General features: G+C 76.8%; 20 protein-coding genes and 1 tRNA gene. 17 read left to right on the forward strand and 4 right to left on the reverse strand.

Features of this window, described 5'->3' with window-relative positions:
• Positions 1 to 29: 29 nt before the first annotated feature.
• The 9 genes from LGQ04_RS07400 to LGQ04_RS07440 all read left to right on the forward strand — a co-directional run bounded on the left by LGQ04_RS07400 (position 30) and on the right by LGQ04_RS07440 (position 11,385).
• Complete coding sequence (locus tag LGQ04_RS07400; protein WP_229243074.1) at positions 30 to 602, forward strand: hypothetical protein; 573 nt, start codon at positions 30 to 32, stop codon at positions 600 to 602.
• Complete coding sequence (locus LGQ04_RS07405; RefSeq protein ID WP_229243075.1) at positions 599 to 2,215, forward strand: AAA family ATPase; 1,617 nt, start codon at positions 599 to 601, stop codon at positions 2,213 to 2,215. The genes LGQ04_RS07400 and LGQ04_RS07405 overlap by 4 nt, the downstream gene beginning before the upstream one ends.
• Positions 2,212 to 3,555 (forward strand): GlnX family signal transduction membrane protein, encoded by a 1,344-nt coding sequence (locus LGQ04_RS07410; protein WP_229243076.1) that lies wholly within the window; start codon positions 2,212 to 2,214, stop codon positions 3,553 to 3,555. The genes LGQ04_RS07405 and LGQ04_RS07410 overlap by 4 nt, the downstream gene beginning before the upstream one ends.
• Positions 3,552 to 4,577, forward strand: a complete 1,026-nt coding sequence (locus tag LGQ04_RS07415; RefSeq protein ID WP_229243077.1) for a glutamate ABC transporter substrate-binding protein — start codon at positions 3,552 to 3,554, stop codon at positions 4,575 to 4,577. The genes LGQ04_RS07410 and LGQ04_RS07415 overlap by 4 nt, the downstream gene beginning before the upstream one ends.
• Complete coding sequence (locus LGQ04_RS07420) at positions 4,574 to 5,680, forward strand: hypothetical protein (protein WP_229243078.1); 1,107 nt, start codon at positions 4,574 to 4,576, stop codon at positions 5,678 to 5,680. Before LGQ04_RS07415 ends, LGQ04_RS07420 begins: the two co-directional genes overlap by 4 nt.
• The gene (locus LGQ04_RS07425; RefSeq protein ID WP_229243079.1) at positions 5,677 to 8,007 is read left to right on the forward strand and encodes a serine/threonine-protein kinase; all 2,331 of its coding nucleotides are present in this window, start codon (positions 5,677 to 5,679) and stop codon (positions 8,005 to 8,007) included. Before LGQ04_RS07420 ends, LGQ04_RS07425 begins: the two co-directional genes overlap by 4 nt.
• Complete coding sequence (locus LGQ04_RS07430) at positions 8,004 to 9,215, forward strand: protein phosphatase 2C domain-containing protein (RefSeq protein WP_229243080.1); 1,212 nt, start codon at positions 8,004 to 8,006, stop codon at positions 9,213 to 9,215. The genes LGQ04_RS07425 and LGQ04_RS07430 overlap by 4 nt, the downstream gene beginning before the upstream one ends.
• A 71-nt stretch (positions 9,216 to 9,286) precedes the next feature.
• The gene (locus LGQ04_RS07435) at positions 9,287 to 10,567 is read left to right on the forward strand and encodes a vWA domain-containing protein (protein WP_229243081.1); all 1,281 of its coding nucleotides are present in this window, start codon (positions 9,287 to 9,289) and stop codon (positions 10,565 to 10,567) included.
• Positions 10,564 to 11,385, forward strand: coding sequence for a double zinc ribbon and FHA domain-containing protein (locus LGQ04_RS07440; protein WP_229243082.1), 822 nt, complete (start codon positions 10,564 to 10,566; stop codon positions 11,383 to 11,385). Before LGQ04_RS07435 ends, LGQ04_RS07440 begins: the two co-directional genes overlap by 4 nt.
• A 9-nt stretch (positions 11,386 to 11,394) precedes the next feature.
• Here LGQ04_RS07440 and LGQ04_RS07445 read toward each other — a convergent pair whose 3' ends face one another.
• The gene (locus LGQ04_RS07445; protein ID WP_372470002.1) at positions 11,395 to 11,886 is read right to left on the reverse strand and encodes an Hsp20/alpha crystallin family protein; all 492 of its coding nucleotides are present in this window, start codon (positions 11,884 to 11,886) and stop codon (positions 11,395 to 11,397) included.
• Between the two features lie 350 nt (positions 11,887 to 12,236).
• On the opposite strand from LGQ04_RS07445, the gene LGQ04_RS07450 reads away from it, so the two are divergent.
• The 5 genes from LGQ04_RS07450 (at position 12,237) to LGQ04_RS07470 (ending at position 16,914) form a co-directional block, all read left to right on the forward strand.
• Positions 12,237 to 12,881, forward strand: coding sequence for a biotin transporter BioY (locus LGQ04_RS07450; protein ID WP_229243083.1), 645 nt, complete (start codon positions 12,237 to 12,239; stop codon positions 12,879 to 12,881).
• 4 nt (positions 12,882 to 12,885) lie between these two features.
• Entirely contained in the window at positions 12,886 to 14,289 is a 1,404-nt protein-coding gene (locus LGQ04_RS07455) for an AMP-binding protein (RefSeq protein ID WP_229243084.1), read from the forward strand.
• Positions 14,286 to 15,476 carry a thiolase family protein gene (locus LGQ04_RS07460; protein ID WP_229243085.1) on the forward strand — a complete coding sequence of 397 codons (1,191 nt, stop codon included), beginning with the start codon at positions 14,286 to 14,288 and terminating at the stop codon, positions 15,474 to 15,476. The genes LGQ04_RS07455 and LGQ04_RS07460 overlap by 4 nt, the downstream gene beginning before the upstream one ends.
• Before the next feature lie 146 nt (positions 15,477 to 15,622).
• Positions 15,623 to 16,309, forward strand: a complete 687-nt coding sequence (locus tag LGQ04_RS07465; protein ID WP_372470005.1) for an energy-coupling factor ABC transporter ATP-binding protein — start codon at positions 15,623 to 15,625, stop codon at positions 16,307 to 16,309.
• Positions 16,306 to 16,914: an energy-coupling factor transporter transmembrane component T family protein gene (locus tag LGQ04_RS07470; RefSeq protein ID WP_229243086.1), complete on the forward strand. Its 609-nt coding sequence runs from the start codon at positions 16,306 to 16,308 to the stop codon at positions 16,912 to 16,914. The genes LGQ04_RS07465 and LGQ04_RS07470 overlap by 4 nt, the downstream gene beginning before the upstream one ends.
• Positions 16,915 to 16,930: 16 nt before the next feature.
• Here LGQ04_RS07470 and LGQ04_RS07475 read toward each other — a convergent pair whose 3' ends face one another.
• Genes LGQ04_RS07475 through LGQ04_RS17700 form a run of 3 tightly spaced genes read right to left on the reverse strand, consistent with a single transcriptional unit; the run spans position 16,931 to position 19,571 of the window.
• A complete protein-coding gene (locus tag LGQ04_RS07475) occupies positions 16,931 to 18,133 on the reverse strand; it encodes an MFS transporter (protein WP_229243087.1) in 1,203 nt (400 codons plus the stop codon).
• Complete coding sequence (locus tag LGQ04_RS07480) at positions 18,130 to 18,789, reverse strand: ArsR/SmtB family transcription factor (protein WP_229243088.1); 660 nt, start codon at positions 18,787 to 18,789, stop codon at positions 18,130 to 18,132. The genes LGQ04_RS07475 and LGQ04_RS07480 overlap by 4 nt, the downstream gene beginning before the upstream one ends.
• Positions 18,790 to 18,836: 47 nt before the next feature.
• Positions 18,837 to 19,571: a phosphatase PAP2 family protein gene (locus LGQ04_RS17700; protein WP_229243089.1), complete on the reverse strand. Its 735-nt coding sequence runs from the start codon at positions 19,569 to 19,571 to the stop codon at positions 18,837 to 18,839.
• Between the two features lie 263 nt (positions 19,572 to 19,834).
• Here LGQ04_RS17700 and LGQ04_RS07490 point away from each other — a divergent pair, with 263 nt between their 5' ends.
• From LGQ04_RS07490 to LGQ04_RS07500, 3 genes are all read left to right on the forward strand, one after another.
• Positions 19,835 to 19,984 carry a hypothetical protein gene (locus LGQ04_RS07490; protein WP_229243090.1) on the forward strand — a complete coding sequence of 50 codons (150 nt, stop codon included), beginning with the start codon at positions 19,835 to 19,837 and terminating at the stop codon, positions 19,982 to 19,984.
• A gap of 222 nt (positions 19,985 to 20,206) precedes the next feature.
• Positions 20,207 to 20,860, forward strand: coding sequence for an oligoribonuclease (orn, locus tag LGQ04_RS07495; RefSeq protein WP_229243501.1), 654 nt, complete (start codon positions 20,207 to 20,209; stop codon positions 20,858 to 20,860).
• A gap of 58 nt (positions 20,861 to 20,918) precedes the next feature.
• Positions 20,919 to 20,991, forward strand: a tRNA-His gene (locus LGQ04_RS07500).
• The last annotated feature ends 117 nt before the right edge of the window (positions 20,992 to 21,108 follow it).

The following is a 21,108-nucleotide window of genomic DNA, read 5'->3' on the forward strand; positions in this document are numbered from 1 at the left end:
ACCGCAACCCGAGCTGGATGGTCGTCTGAATGGGCTGGTTCTCCGACGTGGTCGCCCGGCTGGGCGGGGGTTCCCGCACGGCCGAGCCCGAGCTCACCGTGCCGCCGCCGCCGACGAGCGCGGACATCCTCGCGTCCGTCGAGCGGGTGGAGCAGCAGATCGAGGGCCGGGTGCCCCCGGCGGTGACGGCGCGCGTGCACCGCATCACGGGCACGGTCGAGGACATGGTGCCGCGCCTCGACCGCCTGAGCGGCGGCTCCCAGCAGGCGCACACGGTGGTCGCGACGGCCACGAGCTACCTGCCGGAGGCCGTCGGGGCGTACCTGCGGCTGCCGCGGGACTTCGCGGACCGGCGGGTGGTGGCCCAGGGCAAGACGTCGCTCATGCTGCTGTGCGACCAGCTCGACCTGCTGGGCGTGACGCTCGACAAGATCTCCGACGCGGTCTCGCGGGCCGACGCCGCGGCGCTGGTCGCGCACGGGGCGTTCCTCGCGGAGAAGTTCCGCGACTCGTCGATCGCGCTCGACGCGGGCGCGGGCCGGGGCACGCCGCAGCCGTCCGCGGCTCCCCCGGCGGAGCCCGGTCGTCTGGAGGCGCCATGACGACGCCGGCCGCACCGGACCTGCGGGCGGCGCTCGACGCGCTGGACGCCGCCGCCCGCACCGCCGGGGTGGACGAGGCCGCCGCCCGGGACGAGGGTGCGCGCCTCGCCGCCGCGGTGGCGGAGTCCTCGCCGGGTGCGCCCGCCGCGTGGCTCGCGGCGCTGGGCCACGACCCCACGGCGACGGGGGCGTTCTTCACGGCCGCGTCGAGCGCGCGCCGCTGGCGCTCGTCCCCCACGGACGTCCTCGCCGCGCTCGGCGCGGCACGGTCCCGCCACGCCGCCGCCTACGGGCAGGCGCTGGCCGACGTCGCGCGGGCGGCCGCACTGCTCGGCTCGCCCGGGCCGCACGTCGCCGGCGCGGCGGCGGCGACCGCCGCGGTGCAGGGGCAGGGCGCCGCCACGCCCGGCCCCTCGGGACCGCCGTCCTCACCGGCCGGGCAGGGTGCGGGGACGCCGGCGGTCGCGCCCGCGGCAGGAGGCCGCGACCCGTTCGACCTCGGCGACCTGCTCGCCGGGCAGGGCTCGCTCGACGGCCTGCGGCGTCCGGCACCCGAGGTCCCGACCGTCGCCGCGATCCTCGACGCGCTCGGCCGGCCCACGCCGGCGACCCCGCACGGCACGCCCCCGGCCGCCGATCCGGGCACCGTCGCGCCGGTCACCGTCACCCCCTCCGCCGCCCCCGCGCCGTCGGACGCCGACGAGGAGCCGGACGAGCCGGCGCCGACGGTCGAGGAGCTGCTCGCCGAGCTCGACGCGCTCACCGGGCTGGGGCGTGCCAAGGACGAGATCCACCGCCAGACGGAGCTCCTCCGCGTCGAGAAGCTGCGCACGGAGGCGGGCCTGACACGCCCGACGCTCACGCGCCACCTCGTGTTCCTCGGGAACCCGGGGACCGGCAAGACGACGGTCGCGCGCCTCGTCGCGGGGATCTACCGGGCGCTCGGGCTGCTGGAGAAGGGGCACCTCGTCGAGGTCGACCGCTCCGAGCTCGTCGCGGGCTACCTGGGGCAGACGGCCGTGAAGACGTCGGAGGTCGTGGCGAGCGCGCTCGGCGGCGTCCTGTTCGTCGACGAGGCGTACGGGCTCGCCGAGGACCAGTACGGCGAGGAGGCCATCACCACGCTCGTCAAGGACATGGAGGACCACCGCGACGAGCTCGTCGTCGTGGTCGCCGGGTACCCGGGACCGATGGGCGAGTTCCTCGCGACGAACCCAGGGCTCGAGTCGCGGTTCTCCACGACGATCACGTTCGAGGACTACACCGGCGACGAGCTGCGCGACATCTTCGCGGGCATGGCGGCACGCGCCGACTTCGCGCCGACGGACGAGGCGCTGGAGACGTTCGCGCGGCTCGCCGCGGCGCAGCCCCGCACGGAGGGCTTCGGGAACGCGCGGTGGGCGCGCAACGTGCTCGACGCCGCGATCGCGCGCCACGCGTGGCGCCTGCGGGACGTGCCCGCCCCGACCCTGGACGAGCTGCGCCGCCTCCTCCCCGAGGACGTCGTCGACGGGAAGGGCGCGCCCGCGCTGCTCGCGTCGCTCGACCCGCCCGACGCCGAGCCCGACACCACCGACGCCACCACCGCCACCACCGCCGAGGAGAACGCATGACGACCACCCCGGTCCGCCCCGCGGGCCCGCCAGCCGCCGGCGCCCCGGCGACGGCACCCGCGGCGCAGCCGCCCGCCGGTTCCCCGGCCGGCTCCGGCGGGACGGTCGGCGCCCGCGCCCACGGTCTGCTGCGCCGCACGCCGGACCGCCTGCGCCTCGTCATGGCGCTGGGCGTGCTCGCGGCGGTCGTGCTCGGCGTGCTCGGGTTCCAGGCGGGCAGCGTGCAGTCCCGGGCCCTCGACGCGGCGGGCGAGGACTCCGCGCAGCTCGTCGGCGTCCAGGAGGTGCGCAACGCGCTCGTCGCGGCCGACGCGACCGCGACGGGGGCGTTCCTCGTGGGCGGGCTGGAGCCCGCGGAGCAGCGCGCCCGGTACGACGAGCTCGTCGACCAGGCGGCGACCGGGCTCGCGACGCTCTCGGGGAGCAACGGGGCGGACGCGGAGCTGCTGGGGCAGGTCGCGGCCGACCTCACCGTGTACACGGGGCTGGTCGAGCAGGCGCGCGCGACGAACCGGCAGGGCTTCCCGGTGGGTGCGGCGTACCTGGACCAGGCGTCCACGATCCTGCGCGAGGAGATGCTGCCCGCGCTCGACGAGGTCGTCCTCGACGACGCCGACCGTGTCGCGGACGACTTCGCCGGCGTCCGCGGCGCCCTCGGGGTGCTCGCGGCAGGGCTCGTCGCGCTGGCCGTGCTCGTGCTGTGCCAGGTGTGGCTGGCACGACGCACCCACCGTGTCCTCAACGTGGGTCTCGCGTCCGCGACGGCGGTGCTCGTCGTCGTCGGGGTGGTGAGCACGGTCCTCCTCGCCCAGGCGAGCGCGCGTGCCGACGACGTCCGCTCGGGCCCGTACGCGGCGACGCTCGCGGCGTCGCAGGCGTACTCGCTCGCGAACGAGGCGAAGTCGATGGAGGCGTTCACCCTCATCAAGCGCGGCTCGGGGCAGGCGTACGAGGAGGCGTTCGTCCTGGCGACGGACGACGCCGCGCAGCGCCTCGCGGACGCCGAGGCGGAGGGCAACCTCGACGGCACGGCGGCGGCCGCGCTCGACGAGTGGGTGCTGCGCCACGAGGAGATCCGGGCCCTGGACGACGGCGGTGACTGGGACGGCGCGGTCGCGCTCGCCACCAGCACGGAGCCGGACAGCCCGAACGCGGCCTTCGACTCGTTCTCCGCCGCGGCCCACGAGGACATCGACACGAACGCCGCGCAGACGCGCGACGCGCTGGCGTCGAGCGCGACGAGCGCCGCGGTGGCGGGCTGGCTGCTGCTCGCGGCCGGGCTCGTCGCGGCCGTGCTCGCGTGGCGCGGCGTGGCGGCACGACTGGAGGAGTACCGGTGACGACGACGGCCACGACCACCGCACCCCGCCGCCGGGCCCGGGACGCCCGCCGTCGGCGCCCGGGCGCGCTCGCCGCCGCCCTCGCGGCGACGGCGCTCGCGCTCACCGCGTGCACGGGCCCCAGCGGCGCGGACGACCTGCGCCTCGCGCCCGAGGAGCCGCAGGAGTCGGCGTCGGAGAGCGCGGCCCCTGCCCCCGCGCCCGCCGAGTGCTCGGACCCGCTCGCGTCGTACGCGCCCGACGGCGACCTCCCCGCCCCGGACGCCCTGCCAGCGGGCAGCACGATGGCCGAGATCCGCGAGCGCGGCGTGCTGCGCGTCGGGGTGTCGGCGGACACGCTGCTCATGGGGTCGCGCGACCCGCTCTCGGGCGAGATCGAGGGCTTCGACATCGACGTGCTGCGCGAGGTGTCGCGCGCGATCTTCGGCGACCCGGACCGGCTCCAGTTCCGCGTCATCACGTCGGGCCAGCGCATCGAGGTGCTGCAGGAGGGCGACGTCGACCTCGTCGCCCGGGCCTTCACGATGAACTGCGACCGCTGGGAGCAGATCGCGTTCTCGGCCGAGTACTACCACGCGGGGCAGAAGGTGCTCGTGACGCGCGACTCGGACGCGAGCGGCATCGCGGACCTCGAGGGGCAGCGCGTGTGCGCGCCCGAGGGCACGACGACGCTCGACCGGCTCGGCGAGTTCGCGGGCATCGAGGCGGTCCCCGCGACGACGCACACGCAGTGCCTCGTCCTGTTCCAGCAGGGCCGGGTGGACGCGATCACCGGCGACGACACGATCCTCGCGGGCTTCGCCGCGCAGGACCCGTACGCCAAGGTCGTGGGCGAGGCGATCAGCGACGAGCCGTACGGCGTGGGCGCCAACGCCGAGGACGTGGACCTCGTCCGGTTCGTCAACGGCGTGCTGGAGCGCATGACGTCGGACGGGACGTGGGAGGCGAGCTACGACCGCTGGCTCGGCGTGCTGGGCGACGCCCCCGCTCCCCCGAGCCCGGTCTACGGCCGCACCCCGTGAGCCGTCCCGCCGCGCCCGAGGCGCCGGGACGGCTCGGCGAGGCGATCCCCGCCGCCGAGCTCCTGGCGTACCTCGCCGCGCTCGAGACGTGGCTCGACGCGCGCCGCACCGAGCTCGACCGGCTCGACGCCGCCGCGCAGTCGGCCGCGACGCCGGACGCGTACACGGCCGACCTCGTGCTCGCCCTGTCCCTGTGGCAGGCGATCCGCTCGCGCGCGGACGAGATCCGGCCCGTGTGGGACTCGGGCCGCGCCGACGCCGTCGCGCGCGAGAAGATCTCCCAGCTCCTGTGGGGCCGGCTGGACTCCGGCTCGGGTGCCGCGCTCGTCTCGCTCGTCGAGGCGGTCAAGCTGTGCGACGCGCTCGTGGTCCAGCTCCGCACCCGCCTGTCCTTCGACCCGCACACGGCCGACCAGGTCGCGCGGCTGCGAGGCGTGCGCGCCGAGCTCGTGCGCTGCGAGGACCTCGCGGGGTCGGACGCCGACGCGCGGGGCCGGGTCGCGACGCTGCGGGGCCGCCTCGACCACCTCGTCGCGCAGGCCGCACGGGGCGCCGACGTGGGCGGGCCGCTCGCCGAGCTGGAGGCGGAGGTGGCCCGCTCCGAGCGCGACCTCATCGTCGCCTCCGCGCAGCGCCGCGAGCTGTCGCGCGACCGCGCGCGCACGAGCGAGCGGCGCGACGCGCTCGCGGCGCGCGAGCCCGTGCTGCGGGACCTCGTCGCCCGCTGCCGCCGCGAGGTCGCGCACCCGCCGCGCCTCGCCGTCCCCGACGTCTCCCGGCTCGGTCCCGTGCCCGACTCGCGGTTCGAGCTCGACGCCTACGCGGCCCGGCTCGACGCCGTCGCCCGCGCCGTCGAGACCGTGGAGGACGCCTACGCCCGCCCGCTGCGCGAGCGCGCCGAGCTGCGGTACAGCCTGGAGAAGCTGACCGCGAAGGCCGACGCGAACGGGCGGTCGGCCTCCCCCACCGTGCGCTCGGGTCTCGCCGAGGCGCGCGACGCCGTCGAGACCACGCCGTGCGACGTCGTGCTCGCCCGGTTCCTCGTCGAGCAGTACCAGTTCCTCACCCGCGACCTGCCCACCCCGGAAGGAGCGTCGTCGTGACGACCACCGCGACCGTCCCGTGCTCGGAGCCCGGCTGCCCGGGCAGCATCGAGGACGGCTACTGCAACGTCTGCGGGGCGCCGGAGGGCGGCTCCGGCGGGACCGCCGGTCCCGACACCGTCGCGACCGCGGCCGCGTCGCCGTCCGCGATGCTCGGCACGGGCTTCGTCGAGGGCCGCGCCGGCTCCGCCGCCGCTGCGGGCACCGACCCGGACGGCGAGGTGTCGACCCGCACGGGCCGCACGAGCTCGAGCCGTCTCGCCACGGCCGCGCTCGGCTCCGCACGCACCGCGGCGACCGGCTCGAAGGCGACGCGGCGCGTCGGGACGTCCTCGACGCGCCTGCGCGGGCACCGGCTCGGCGCCGGGCTGACGACCGTGCCCTCCGCACCCGTCACCGACCCGCTCCAGGCGGTCATGGCGGTGCCGGAGGTCGCGGAGCGCAAGCGGTACTGCCCCTCGTGCGGGGAGAAGGTCGGGCGCGGGCGAGACGGCGCGCCGGGCCGCACGTCGGGGTTCTGCCCGCACTGCGGCACGCGGTTCGACTTCACGCCCCAGCTCGTCCCCGGCGACCTCGTCGGCGGGCAGTACGAGGTCGTGGGCTGCCTCGCCCACGGTGGTCTCGGGTGGATCTACCTGGCGCGCGACCAGAACGTGTCCGGGCGCTGGGTGGTGCTCAAGGGCCTGCTCAACTCGGGCGACGCCGACGCGTACGCGGCCGCCATCTCCGAGCGGCAGTTCCTCGCGGAGGTCGAGCACCCGCTCATCGTCGAGATCTACAACTTCGCCATGCACGACGGCGCCGGGTACACCGTCATGGAGTACGTGGGCGGTACGTCGCTCAAGGACATCCTCACGGACCGCCGCGAGGCCGCCGGCGGCACGATCGACCCGCTGCCCGTGGACCAGGCCCTCGCCTACGTGCTGGAGGTGCTGCCCGCGTTCGCGTACCTGCACGACCACGACCTGCTGTTCTGCGACTTCAAGCCGGAGAACGTCATCCAGCAGGGCGACGGCGTCAAGCTCATCGACCTGGGCGGCGTGCGCCGGGCCGACGACCTGCAGTCCGCGATCTTCGGGACGGTCGGGTACCAGGCGCCCGAGGTCGCCGAGGTGGGCCCGTCCGTGGCGTCGGACATCTACACGATCGGGCGGACCCTCGCGACGCTCGTCCTCGACTTCCGGGGCAACACGACGACGTACGTCGCCTCGCTGCCGCCGGTCGCCGACACTCCCGTGTTCCAGACGTACGACTCGTTCTACCGTCTCCTCGCGAAGGCGTGCGCGCTCGACCCGTCGGACCGGTTCGCGACCGTCGACGAGATGCGCGCCCAGCTCGTGGGCGTGCTGCGCGAGGTCGTCGCCACCGACCGCGGGCCCGGGAACGCCGCGCTGCACTCGGCGGCGTCGGTGCTGTTCGAGGCGCCCGCGGCGGACGTCGCCGAGCGCCCGCTGTCCTGGGACGAGCTCCCCGCGCTGCGCACCGACGATCACGACCCCATGGCGAGCTGGCTCGCCGGCGTCAACGTGCCCGACGCCGACGCGCGCCTCGCGGCGCTCGCCGACGCCCCCGAGGACACCGTGGAGGTGCGGCTCGCCCGCGCCCGCACGGCGATCGAGGCGGGCCGGGACGACGTGGTGCGGGCGACGATCGGCGAGATCCTCGCGGACGACCCGTGGGAGTGGCGCGCGGCGTGGCTCGGCGGGCTCGCGGAGCTCGCGCGGGGCGACGCGGTGGCCGCCCGGGCGTCGTTCAACGCGGTCTACGGCCAGGTGCCGGGCGAGCTCGCACCGAAGCTCGCCCTCGCGACGGCGTGCGAGCTGAGCGGCGAGCCGGACATCGCCGAGTCGCTGTACGTCATCTGCGCGCGCTCGGACGCGAACTTCACCGCACCTGCGGCGTTCGGGCTGGTGCGGATCCGCCACGCGCGCGGCGACCTGGACGGTGCGCTGCACGCCCTCGACCTCGTGCCCGCGACGCGCGGCTCGTACGTCGGGTCCCGCGTGCTGCGCGCCCACCTGCTCGCGGACTCGGGCCGGGGGCTGCCGGCCCTGGCGGACGCGATGGCGAGCGTGCAGAGCGTGTCGATCGCGCCACGGGAGCGGGCCGAGCTGTCCGTGGGCGTCCTGCGCTCCGCGCTCGACGCCGTCACCGCGGACGGCCCGTCGCCCACGACCCGCATCGCGGGCGTGCCCGCGGACGAGCCCGCGCTGCGCGACGCCCTCGAGGGCGCGTACCGCGACCTCGCGGCGCTCACCGACTCGCGCGAGGAGCGCATCACGCTCGTCGACCGCGCCAACGACGTCCGCCGCTGGACGCTGCGGTGAGCGCGCCCGGCGAGGCCCCGGCACCGGGCACACCCGTGCCGGACGCGTGCCCCGCGTGCGGGGAGCCCGCGCACGACGGCGCGCGGTTCTGCGAGGCGTGCGGGCTGCCCCTCGCGACGACGACCCCGCCCGTCCCTGCCCCGCCCGCGCCGACCGGCACGGACCCGGTCCCTGCTCCCCTGCCCGTCCTGCCGGACCAGGTCGCGCAGCCGGGCGAGCCCGCGCCGTCGGGCACGGTCCCGGGGTCCGGTACGGGAGGTGCCGGACGGCCGTGCGTGCGGTGCGGCGGTCGCGTCGCACCCGACGGCTACTGCGAGGAGTGCGGCGAGCCCGCCGCGTCCGAGCGGGACCACTGGGCGGAGTCCCCGGTGCCGTGGGTCGCGGGCGTGTGCGACCGCGGCGTGCGCCACGCGCGCAACGAGGACGCGCTCGCTCTCGCCGCCACCGGTTCCCCGCCCGGCACGACGGCGCCCGACGGCGCGGACCGCCCGTTCGCGGCGCTCGTCGTGTGCGACGGCGTCTCGTCCGCTCCGGACTCGGACGTCGCGAGCCTCGCCGCCGCCCGCGCGGCGCGCGACACGCTCGCGGCGGGCGGGCCGACGGGCGCGCGGCCGGTCGAGGGCGAGACGACGGCCCGCCTCGCCGCGTGGTCCGCGCTGCTCGGCGAGGCGGCCCGCGCCGCCAACGACGCCGTGCTCGCGTCGATCCCCGCGACGGCCGACGCGGCCAACCCGCCGTCGTGCACGTTCGCCGCGGCGGTCGTCGACGGCCCCCTCGTCGTCACGGGCTGGGTGGGCGACTCGCGCGCCTACTGGCTCCCGGACGCGGGCGACGCGCGCCAGCTCAGCGTGGACGACTCGTGGGCGCAGGAGATGGTCGCGCAGGGCATCCCCCGCGCGCAGGCGGAGTCCTCGCCGCAGGCGCACGCGATCACGCGCTGGCTGGGCCCCGACGCGCCGGACCCGACGGCCCGCACCGCCGCGACCCTGCCGGACGGCCCGGGCTGGGTGCTCGTGTGCTCGGACGGGCTGTGGAACTACTGCTCCGAGGCGCCCGACCTCGCCGCCCTGGTGCGCGGCGCGCCGGGCGGCGACGGATCCGACCCGGCCGCGCTCGCCGACGCGCTCGTGCGCTGGGCGAACGCGCAGGGCGGACGCGACAACATCACCGTCGCGCTCGCCCGTCTCGCGGCCGCGCCCGCACCCTGAGGCGCCCGCTCGTCCCCCACCCGACCGACCCGATAGCCTGCCCGAGACGCACCACCGAAGGAGTCGCACCCATGGCCGAGTTCTCCGCCGAGGTCTTTCAGAACGAGTTCCTGTCCGACGGCGGGACCGACGTCCACGCGATCGTCACCGTGACGTGCTCGGGAGCGGGCACGGCGGGCGGCGGGTCGGCGGGCGGCGTCGCCGAGATCATCATGGTCGACACGTCGGGGTCGATGTCCGGCCGCAACATCGAGGCCGCGAAGCACGCGGCCCAGGTCGCGGTGGACCAGATCCTCGACGGCACCTGGTTCGCGATCGTCGGCGGCAGCCACGTCGCCAACCGGGCGTTCCCCTACCCGAACGCCCGGGTCGCGATGGTGCAGATGGAGCCGGGGGCGCGGGCCGAGGCGAAGCGCGCGATCTCCATGATGGCGCCGGGCGGCGGCACCGCGATGAGCACGTGGCTGCGGCTCGCCGACCAGCTCTTCGCCACGGTCCCGCAGGCGACGCAGCGGCACGCGATCCTCCTCACCGACGGCAAGAACGAGTCGGAGCCGCGCGCGAACCTCTCGGCGGCCGTGCGCGACGTCACGGGTCACTTCCAGTGCGACGCGCGCGGCGTCGGGTCGCGCTGGCAGGTGGACGAGCTGCGCGAGATCGCGACGGCGCTCCTCGGGACCGTCGACCTCATCGCCGACCCGAGCGAGATCGCCGCCGACTTCGAGGCGCTCATGCGCACGTCCATGGCGCGCGGCGTCGCGTCGGCGGACCTGCGGGTGTGGGCCCCGCAGGGGTCGCAGGTCCTGTTCGTGCGCCAGGTCGCCCCGACGGTCGAGGACCTGACGACGCGCCGGTCCGAGGTCAACCCGCTCACGGGCGCCTATCCCACCGGCTCGTGGGGCGACGAGTCGCGCGACTACCACGTGGCGGTGCGCGTCGCGTCCAAGCCCGTCGGCTCGGAGCAGCTCGCGGCCCGCGTGCAGCTCGCCGTCAACGGGGAGGTGGTGTCGTCCGGTCTGGTCAAGGCCAAGTGGTCCGACGACGAGTCGCTTACCACCCGCATCAACCCCGAGGTGGCGCACTACACGGGGCAGACGGAGCTCGCGTCCGTGATCCAGGAGGGCCTCGCCGCGAAGGCGGCGGGCGACGAGGCGACGGCCACCGTGAAGCTGGGCCGCGCGGTCCAGCTCGCGCAGCAGACGGGCAACGCGGAGGCGACGACGCGGCTGCGCAAGGTCGTGGACATCGACTCGGAGGAGCAGGGCACCGTCCGGCTCAAGCGCAACGCCTCGACGCTCGACGAGATGGCGCTCGACACCGCCTCGACGAAGACGACGCGGGTGCGGCGGTGAGCGCGGTCCTCTGCCCCGCGGGGCACCCCTCCACGTCGACGGACTACTGCGACGTCTGCGGCGCGCCGATCGACGCCGGTGCCTCCCCGGCCGCGACGGGTTCCCAGCCCGGCCCGGTCGAGGCCCCCGCGGCGGCCGCGACCGCGACGTCCTGCCCGCACTGCGGCGCGCCGGCGGCCGCCGGGGCGCTGTTCTGCGAGAACTGCGGCTACGACTTCACGACGGGCGCGCTGCCCGACCCGGTGGAGCCCCCGTCCCTGCTGTCCCTCGACCCGCCGTCCGGCAGCTCTCCCGCACCGCGGGGCCCTGCGAACCCGGCTCCCCCGTCGCCCGGTCCTGACGCCGCGCCCGACGCCGCCCCTGCCACCGACCCGGCGTCGGGCAGCCACCTGCCCACGCCCCCCGTGCCGGGTCCCGACCAGTGGGTCGTCGAGATCTGGATCGACCCCGACTGGTACGCGGCGCAGCAGCCCGAGGACCCGATGCCCTCCGCGGGGCTGCCCGGCCTGGTCGTCCTCCGCGAGCGCAGCGTGCTCGTGGGCCGCCCGTCCGTCTCGCGCGGCATCCACCCGCAGGTGGACTGCGGCGCCGACACCGGGGTGTCGCGTCGCCACTGCCAGCTGAGCACCGACGGGCAGCGCTGGTGGGTGGAGGACCTGCAGTCGTCCAACGGCACGTACGTGTCCCCCGCGGGCGAGGCCCTGCCGACGGACCCGGTCCCCGCCGGGCAGCGCCGCGAGCTCGACGACGGCGACCGCGTGTACGTGGGCGCCTGGACGCGGCTCGTCGTGCGCCGGGCGCTGCCCGGGGAGGTCTGACGCGTCCGGTCAGCCCTCCGGGGACCGGTCGGCGATCGCCGCCTGCCCGGTCGTCCCGGCAGAGATCTGCGTCCCGCCGCTCCCACGATGGGCAACCTCGATGCGGCGCGGGCGCGCCTCTTCGGCGACCGGCACCGTGAGCGTCAGCACGCCGTCCTCGTAGGACGCCGTGATCCGGTCGAGCGCGAGTCCTCGACCGACGGTGAGCTGCCGGGCGAACGTGCCCGAGGGCCGTTCGCGCGCGAGCCACTGGACCTCGGAGTCCGTGCGCGGGGAACGTTCGGCGCGCACGGTCAGGGTCCGGTCCTCCACGGAGACGTCGATCGTGCCGGGGTCGACGCCCGGCAGGTCGATCGTGAGCACGTAGTGGTCACCTGCGCGGAACAGGTCGAGCGGCATCGCCCCGGACGCCGCCGGAAGGCGCTGCCCGGAGCTCAGCTGACCGACGAGCCGGTCCATCGCGTCCAGGGTGCTCGAGAACGGGTCGATCATCGCAGCCACACCCCTCACCTCCTCGTCCACGGTCCCGGACCGCCCGGGACCTGTCGGTGTCCCGCGAGGCGGCGCCTCGCGGTGGCTACGGAACCACTATTAGCACTCGTCATGGTCGAGTGCCAAGAGGTGCTCGCGCGTTGTGGCCCACCTCCACAGAACCCCGCCTCGGAGACGGCCTCGTTGGAGGAAACCTCCAGACCGTTGTGGGATTCGTGCACCACGAGCGCACGCGCACGTCGTACCCGCCGTGGACCCGACGATCCTGCGGACGCGAGGCTGTGTGTGCACGCCGCAAAGAGCGCGGCGGCCGACGCGGCCGATCGCGTCGCACCGTCCCCACGACAGGAGCCGAACCCGTGACCGAGGCCACTGCGCCCCGCACCGAGCCCCGCACCGAGCCCAGCACGGCTGTCCCGCAGCACCGTCACCCTCTCGCGCTGACCACGGCGGACGCCGCGCGCGTCGCGACGGTCGCGGCGCTCGTCGCGGTGCTCGGTGCACCCGGGTCGATCGCGCTGTTCGGCAACGCCGTGCCCGTCACCCTCCAGACGCTCGGCGTGATGCTCGCCGGCACGCTGCTCGGCGCGTGGCGCGGCTCCCTCGCCGTCGCGACGTTCCTCGCCCTCGCCGCCGCGGGCCTGCCCGTCCTCGCCGGGGGGCGTGGCGGCCTCGCGGTGTTCGCCGGGCCGTCCGCGGGGTACCTCGTCGGCTTCCTCCTCGGCGCCGCGGTCGTCGGCCTCCTCGTGGACCGGCTGCGCCGCGTGACGTTCTGGCCCGTGCTCGTGGCCTGCCTGGTCGGCGGCGTCGCGGCCGTCTACGCCGTCGGTATCCCCGTGCAGGCCGCGATCACCGGGGTCCCGCTCGTTACGACGGCCCAGCTCTCGCTCGTGTTCGTGCCCGGCGACCTGCTCAAGGCGGTCCTCGCCGCGGCGGTGACGGTCGGCGTCGTGCGCGCCTACCCGGCGGTGCACCCCGCCCGGCGCCGCCACCTGGGAGAGTAGGCCGGTGCCCGTCGCCCCGCAGGTCCTGCGCCATGCCGCGGACACCGCCCTGCGCGACCGCGTCGCGCTGCGCACGCCCGACCGGTCCCGCACCTACGGCGCCCTCGCCGCGGACGTCCGTGCGGGCGCGGCCTACCTGCGGGCGACCGGCACCGCCCCGGGCGACCTCGTCGCCGTCTCGCTCCCGGACCCGGTCGACCTGCTCACCGCGGTCCTCGCGGCGGACCACGCGGGCGCGACACCGCTCGTGTGCGACGTCGCGTGGTCCCGCGCGCAGCGCTCGGAGGTGCTCCGGGTCGTCGCCCCGCGGACGTTCGTCGAGGTGCCGCTCCCCCGGGGCACCCAGCCCGCGCCCGCCACCCCGGGGGCGAGCAGCCCCGACGACCTCGCGTGGGCCGGGTTCTCGTCGGGGAGCACCGGCCGACCCCGCGCCGTCGTGCGCACGCGCGGCTCGTGGACGGCGTCGTTCGAGCACGTCACCCGCCTCGTCGCGCTCACCCCGCACGACGTCGTCCTCGTCCCGGGACCGTTGGCCTCGTCGCTCTCGTTCTTCGCCGCGGCACACACGCTCGCCGTGGGCGCGGGCGTCTTCCTGACGCGCACCCCGGCGGCGACGACGACGGCGCTCGCGTCGTGCGACGTCGTCCACCTCGTCCCGTCCACGCTCGACACCGTCCTCGACGCGCTCGACGCGGGCGCCCCCTCGCGCCTGCGGCACGCCGTCGTCGGCGGCGCGGCGCTGGCCGCCGGCGTGCGGGAGCGGGCGGCCGGGCACGGCGTCGACGTGCTCGCCTACTACGGCGCCGTCGAGCTGTCGTTCGTCGCGCACGACCCGGACGGCGCGGGCCTGCGCCCGTTCCCCGAGGTCGACGTCGAGGTGCGCCCGCTGCCCGGCGCCCGGCTGGGCGAGGTGTGGGTGCGCTCGCCGTGGGTGGCGCGCGGCTACCTGGCGCGCGCCACCGGTCCGCTGCGGCGCGAGGACGGCTGGTGCACGGTCGGCGACCTCGCGGACCCGGCCCCCGACGACGCCCCGCCGCACGCACCGCTCGTGCTGCGCGGGCGCGGGGACGGCGCGATCCTCACGGGCGGCGCGACGGTCGTCCCCGAGGACGTGGAGGTGGTGCTGCGCGCCGTCCCGGGGGTGCGGGACGTCGTCGTCGTCGGCACGCCGCACCGGCGGTTCGGGTCGGTCGTCACCGCCGTCGTCGAGTGCGACGCGCGCCCGGGCCTGCGGGCGCATCTGGAGCGGGTGGCGCGCTCCTCCCTGGCGCCCGCGCAGCGTCCGCGCCGCTGGTTCGGCACGCCCGCGCTCCCCCGGACGCCCTCCGGCAAGGCCGCGCGCGGCGCCGTGAGCGAGGCGCTGGGCGCACCCGACAGCGCCGCCGGCGGGCTGGCGGCGCTCGCGTGAGCGGCCTCGCGACGTCGACCGCGGACCGGGTACCCGTCGTCGTCTCGGCCCGACGCACCTGGATCGGCACGGCAGGGCACGGGCACCGCTGGCGCACCGAGACCGAGCTCGCGGCCGCCGTCCTGCACGCCGCCCTCGCCGACGCACGGGCCGCCGGAGCGACGGGCGACCCGGACGACGTCGTGCTGGGGAGCTGCACCGGCCCCGGCGGGAACGTGGCACGCGTCGCCGCCCTCGCCGCCGGGCTGGGCACCGGTGTCCCGGGCCTCACGGTGGACCGCCAGTGCGCGTCGGGCCTCGCGGCCGTGCTCGTCGCGGCGCAGCAGGTGGGCACCGGCGACGCCGACCTCGTCCTGGCGGGCGGCGCCGAGAGCGCGTCGCGCGCCCCGCTGCGCGCCCACCGTGACCGGCCCGACCTCCCGTACGCGCGGGCCACGTTCACGCCCGCACCCTGGGCCGACCCCTCGATGGGGGCCGCGGCGGACGCGCTCGCACGTACCGCCGGGGTGTCGCGCGACCGCCAGGAGGCGTACGCCGTGCGCAGCCACGCGCGGGCGCTGGCCGCCCAACGTGCGGGGGCGTTCGACGCCGAGACGGTCACCCTGAGCGGCGGCACGCGGCCGCCCCTGCGCCGCGACGAGCGCGCCCGCACCCTCGACGCCGCGCGCCTCGCGCGGCTTCCTGCGGCGTTCGGCCCGGGCGGCACGGTGACGGCCGGGACCGCGAGCCCCGTGAGCGACGGGGCCGCGGCGGTCGTGGTCGTCCCCGACGGCGTGCGCCGCGCGCTCGGCGTGCCGGGGCTGCGCCTCGTCGCGTCGGCGACGGTGGGCTGCGACCCCGCCGAGCCCGGGCGCGGCCCCGTCCCCGCGACGCTCCGGGCCCTCGCGCGCGCCGGGTGGGACGTCGAGAGCCTCGCCGCCGTGGAGGTCGTGGAGGCCTTCGCGGCCCAGGTCCTCGCCGTGACCGACGCGCTCGGCCTCGACCCCCTCGGCGGTGACGAGCGCGTCTGCGCCGACGGCGGCGCCCTCGCCCTCGGTCACCCGTGGGGCGCGACGGGCGCCGTGGCCGTCGTCCGGCTCTTCTCCCGGCTCGTGCGGTCCGGTGCGCCCGCCGGGACGCGCGGCCTCGCGACCGCCGCGGTCGGCGGGGGCACCGGCGTCGCCCTGCTCTTCGAGGTGGTCCGATGAGGTGGCGCCGCCGCCCTCCCACCCGGCCCGACGACGCCCGGCCCGACGCAGCCCGGCCCGACGCAGCCCCGCCCGACGTAGCCCCGCCCGGCGGAGCGTCCGCGCCCGGGTCCGGTCCGCGTCCCTGCGTCGTGACGCTCGAGGACGTGCACGTGCGTCTCGGCGAGCGCGACGTGCTGCGCGGCGTCGACCTCGTGCTGCGCGAGCAGCGCATCGGGATCGTGGGTGCGAACGGGTCCGGCAAGAGCACGCTCGCGCGCCTGCTCAACGGGCTCGTGCTCCCCACGCGCGGCCGCGTGCTCGTCGACGACCTGGACACGCGACGCCAGGGCGCGGCCGTGCGGCGGCGCGTCGGGTTCGTCTTCACCGACCCCGACGCGCAGATCGTCATGCCGACCGTCGCGGAGGACGTGGCCTACTCGCTGCGCCGCACCGCACCCGGCCCGACGCGCGACGAGCGCGTCCGGGCGGCGCTCGCCGCCCGCGGCCTCGACGGGCACGCCGACCACCCGGCGCACCTGCTGTCCGGCGGGCAGAAGCAGCTCCTCGCCCTCACGTCCGTGCTCGTCACCGACCCCGACCTCGTCGTGGCCGACGAGCCGACGACGCTGCTCGACCGCCGCAACGCCCGCCGCGTCGCGGACGAGCTCGCCGCGCTCCCGCAGCAGGTGGTGCTCGTCTCGCACGACCTCGACCTCGTGGCCCGGGTCGCGCAGCGCGTGCTCGTCGTGGACGACGGACGCGTGGTCGCCGACGGTGCGCCCGACGTCGCGCTCGACGCCTACCGCCGCCTGACCGACGCCGCCGACGCCACGGCGCGGCGGTCCCCGTGAGCCCGGCCGTGGGCGGGGCGTACCGCCCGGGCACGTCCGTGCTGCATCGCGCCCCCGCCGGGGCCAAGCTCGTCGGGCTCGCGGTGGCGGGCGGCGTCGTGCTCACGCTCGACGCGCCGCGCGAGGTCGGTGCCGCGGTCGTGGTCGTCGCCGCGCTCTATGCCCTCGCGGGCGCGGGCCCGCGAACCGCGTGGGCCCAGGTGCGCCCGCTGCGGCTCGTCGTGCCGGTGCTCCTCGCGGTCCAGTGGCTCACGCTGGGCCCCGTGCCCGCCGTCGTCCTCTCCACGCGGCTCGTCGCCCTCGTCGCGCTCGCGGGGCTCGTGCTCGTCACGACGCGCTCGTCCGCGGTCCTCGCGGCGATCGAGTGCGGCCTGCGCCCGCTGCGGCACGTCGGGGTCGACGTCGACCGGGCGGCTCTCGTGCTGTCCCTCGCGGTGCGCAGCGTCCCCGTCGTGGCCGCCCTGGCCCAGCGGGTGTGCGACGCGTGCCGTGCACGCGGGCGCGAGCACGACGTGCGGGCCTGGGCCGTCCCGCTCGTGGTCGGCGCGCTGCGGCAGGCCGACGCGGTCGGCGACGCGCTGCGCGCCCGCGGCCTCGACGACTGAGCGGCGCCCCGTCCGCCTACCTCCCCGCGGGACGGCGGCCCCGGAGCGCCAGCACGCCCCCCGCGAGGATCGCGACGACGGTGACGACGAGCATCGCCCGGTAGTCGACGACGCCGACGAGCGCCGCCCCGACGAGCGTGAGGGCGAGCTGGGGCACGTTGAGCAGCATGGTCGTCGCCGCGGACACCCTCCCCTGGAACTGCGGGGGCGTGCGGAGCTGGCGCTCGGTGACGAAGCCGACGACCGCCCACGTCACCCCGAGGCCGACCGCGCCCAGCCCGACCATGATGGCGACCAGGTTCGTCCCGACCGTCGGGACCACGCCCGCCGCGAGGACGATCAGGCCGAGGGCGACGAGACGCTGCGCGCCCCACCGCGCCACGAGGCGGGCCGCGGTGAGCCCGGCGACGATCGCGGTGACGGCCTGGACGGAGGAGATCGGCCCGAGCAGCTCGGGCGGGAGCCGCAGCCCGTCCTCGATGATCGCGAAGCTCACCGCGTTGAGGAGCCCCACGGCGGCGAAGGCGACGACGAGCGCGACGGTGAGGGCGCCGAGGGGCGGGGTGCGCACGAGGTGACGGAAGCCCGCGGTGGCCTCGGCGAGCGGCGACCCGCGCTCGGCCGCGGGGGTGGGCGGCGTCTCGACGGCCGCGACCCGTCCCACGACGACCGCGGCCAGCGCGAACGCCCCGGACGCCAGGAGGACCAGCGGGACGGGCCCCCACACGGCGTACGCGCCCGCGCCGACCACCGGCATGAGCAGCCGGAAAACCTGGTCGATCGTCGTGAGGCGGCCGTTCGCCGGTGCGAGCGCGTCGTCCGGCAGCAGGTCGCGGACGAGACCCGACTGGGCGGCGGCCGTGGCGAAGCCGACGCCGCTGTAGACCACCGTGACGGCGAGGACGAGCCAGACCTGGCCCGGCCCCCGCACCGCGAGGAGCAGCAGGAGGGCGAGCGCCCCGACCAGGTAGGACACGACGAGCATCCGGCGGCGCGACACCCGGTCCGCGACCTGCCCGAGGAGGGGCGAGACGAGCGCGGGCAGGCCGAGCGCGGCGAAGACGAGCGCCGCCTGCCCCGTGGATCCCGTGAGGTCCTTGACCCACACGGCGAGGATGACGGCGAGGACGGAGTCGGCGAGGTTGGTCAGCGCCCAGCCGACGGTGAGCAGGCGGAACGGCCGCGTCCGCAGCGCGGCCCGTCCCACCACCACGCTCACGGCGCGCCGTCGGCAGGGTCGGCGTCGACAGGTTCCGCGTGGGCAGGATCCGGGTGGGCAGGACCCGGGTGGGCAGGGTCCGCGTTGACCACGCCGAGCAGCCGCGCGGGGCGCGCACCGGGCGGGCGGAGCGCCGGGTCGTCCCACCGCCCCACGAACCGGTCGGTGAGCGCCTCGACCTCGCGGGCGAGGGCGTCGAGCTCGTCGCGCGTGGCCCAGAACGCCGCCGTCGTGAGCGTCGAGGCGAGGAGCCAGCCGGGCTCGTCGCCGGCCGCGCGCGCGAGCCACTCCCGCACGCGGGCGACCTCCTGGTCGAGCAGCACGGACGCGACCGCCCCGGCGGCGGGCAGGGAGCCGGGCACGTCGGGGTCGAACGCCGTGCGGCGTCCCTGCCCGACGGCGCGCCACGGCTTCTCGCGACCGCGCCGCTCGGCGGGTTCCACGAACCCGTACCGCGCGAGCGTGCGCAGGTGGAAGGAGCAGCTCGCGACGGACTCGCCGGTCGCCTCGGCGCAGCGCGTCGCAGTGGCCTCGCCCTCGTCGTCGAGGAACGAGAGCAGGCGCAGGCGCAGCGGGTGCGCGAGCGCGCGCAGGCGCTCGGGGTCGGACGTGACGAGCGGCGCGCGGTCGGGCCGGCGTGGCGGCGGGGCGCTCATGCCCGGCAGGGTACGACGCTAAAGAAGTCTTGCGCAAGAGTTCTTGATCATGCGCGCCCGGCCCTCACGCGCCCGTCGCGGACCCGGCTGACCACCACCACGACACCGAGCACCGCCACCGCGACGCACACGCCCGCCAGCACGTCCGTGAGGAAGTGGTAGCCGAGGTACAGCCGGCTCAGCCCGACGGCCCCGACGACCACGACGGAGACCAGCGCCCACACCGCGAGCTGCCGCCCGCTGTGGTGCCGGTGCCACACCAGGTACCCCCCGACGAGCACGAGCGTCGCCGCCCCGATCGTGTGACCCGACGGGAACGAGAACGAGCGCTCCAGCCCCGCGACGACCATCGCCTCCTCGGGCGGGCGGGGACGCGCGACGAGCGCCTTGAGCGCCATGGAGACGAGCGTCGAGAGCACCATCGCGCCCGCGAGCAGCCCGGGCTCCCACCACGTGCCCGCCCGACGCGCCCACACGACGCAGCCCACCGCGACGAGCACCGGCAGCACGTACGGGCCGAACGCGTCGGTGACCACGGTGAGCGCCGTGGTCACCCCCGCGGTCCGGCGGTCGACCAGCCACTCCAGGAGGGGGTCGTCGACCGCGGCGAGGTCCTCGCGCTCCCGCACCCCGTCGAGCAGCGCGGCGAAGCCGAGCGCCCCGCCCACGACGAGGAGCACGCCGGGCCAGACGAGCAGGAGCACCCGCAGCCAGGACGGCGACCCGTCCCGTGCTCCACCGCCGCCCGCCCGGTCCTCGCCCGCCACGTCTCTGCCCGCCACGTCTCTGCCCGCCACGTCTCCACCCGCACGTCCCACCCCCGGACCGTACGCAGTGCCACCCCACCCCGCAGGGCGAGCGGGCGGCGTCGGGCACGGGCCGCCACCGCGCGCGCGGACCCGCGACGCCGTGGGCGTAAATGGGGTGCGGGGCGCCGAGCCCGCGTGGTTCTGTAATGACACACCGCGGTGACGTCCGTCCGGTCCGTGCCGGGCGGTGGAGGGCCCGGCCAGGCCCAGCGATCCGACGTCACGAGAGCAGCACCATGCATCCCTTCATCACGTACGACGTGGCGACCCTCAGTCGCCGCGAACAGCTCCAGGAGCAGACGCTGCGGCGCGAGCAGCTGCGTCGCACCACCGCCCGCGTCAGCGCGCGCACCCGGCAGGCCCGCCTGCCGCGTCGCACCGCATGACGCGCACCGCCCGCGCACCCGGGACCGACCCTGGTCCTTCCGGTCGCGGCACCGCCCGAAGGCCCCGGCAGCCCGGACCCACCACGGTCCGCGCCGCCGGGGCCTTCTCGTGCGCGACGTCCACGACGTGCGCACGCACCGGGCCCTCGGCACGGCGCGGCTAGGCTGTGCCGAGTGAGTCCTGTGAAGCCCGACGAACGCATCGTGTGGATCGACTGCGAGATGACCGGTCTCGACCTGGGCGCTGACGCCCTGGTGGAGGTCGCCGCCGTGGTCACCGACTCCGAGCTCACCGTGCTCGGTGACGGGGTGGACGTCCTCGTCCGCCCTCCCGCGGAGGCGCTCGAGCAGATGGGCGACTTCGTGCGCCAGATGCACACGTCCTCCGGCCTGCTCGACGAGCTCGCCGGCGGCCTGACCCTGGCGGAGGCCGAGGAGCGTGTCCTCGACTACGTGCGCACCTGGGTGCCCGAGCCGGGGAAGGCGCCGCTCGCGGGCAACTCGGTCGGCACGGACAAGGGGTTCCTCGACCGCGACATGCCGGGGCTCATGTCCCACCTGCACTACCGGATCATCGACGTGTCGTCCGTGAAGGAGCTGTCGCGCCGGTGGTTCCCGCGCGCGTACTTCGCCTCCCCGGAGAAGAAGGGCGGGCACCGCGCGCTCGCCGACATCCTCGAGAGCATCGACGAGCTGCGCTACTACCGGGAGGCGGTGTTCGTGCCCCAGCCCGGACCGGACTCCGCGACGGCGCGCGAGATCGCCGCACGGGTCACGGCGACGAGCGTCGCGCGCCCCGTCGTGACGACCGGGGAGCCCGGCGCCGTGGCGACCGTCACAGACGCCGCGGGCCCGGACGCCGCGCGACGGTCCTGACGGGCGCCCCGGAGCGGGTACACTTTTCGACGGCCGGTGCTGCAGGCACGCGGTCATGGTGGGTATAGCTCAGCTGGTAGAGCACCTGGTTGTGGTCCAGGGGGTCGCGGGTTCAAGTCCCGTTACTCACCCCGATGCCGAAGGCCCCTCGCACGCGAGGGGCCTTCGGTCGTCTCCGGGGACCGGCGCCGGATAACGATCCGCGCACCGGGTCGCGGGTTGCCCCCGGGTGTGATCGGCTGGGACGC

Source organism: Cellulosimicrobium marinum (assembly GCF_020551945.1).
In the GTDB taxonomy this organism is placed as follows: domain Bacteria; phylum Actinomycetota; class Actinomycetes; order Actinomycetales; family Cellulomonadaceae; genus Cellulosimicrobium; species Cellulosimicrobium marinum.

Bases quoted from the DNA above. Each gene is read 5' to 3' on its own strand.
- LGQ04_RS07400 (WP_229243074.1), top strand. From the start codon at position 30: ATGGGCTGGTTCTCCGACGTGGTCGCCCGGCTGGGCGGGGGTTCCCGC.
- LGQ04_RS07405 (WP_229243075.1), top strand. From the start codon at position 599: ATGACGACGCCGGCCGCACCGGACCTGCGGGCGGCGCTCGACGCGCTG.
- LGQ04_RS07410 (WP_229243076.1), top strand. From the start codon at position 2,212: ATGACGACCACCCCGGTCCGCCCCGCGGGCCCGCCAGCCGCCGGCGCC.
- LGQ04_RS07435 (WP_229243081.1), top strand. From the start codon at position 9,287: ATGGCCGAGTTCTCCGCCGAGGTCTTTCAGAACGAGTTCCTGTCCGAC.
- LGQ04_RS07480 (WP_229243088.1), bottom strand. From the start codon at position 18,789: ATGAGCGCCCCGCCGCCACGCCGGCCCGACCGCGCGCCGCTCGTCACG.
- LGQ04_RS07490 (WP_229243090.1), top strand. From the start codon at position 19,835: ATGCATCCCTTCATCACGTACGACGTGGCGACCCTCAGTCGCCGCGAA.
- orn (WP_229243501.1), top strand. From the start codon at position 20,207: ATGACCGGTCTCGACCTGGGCGCTGACGCCCTGGTGGAGGTCGCCGCC.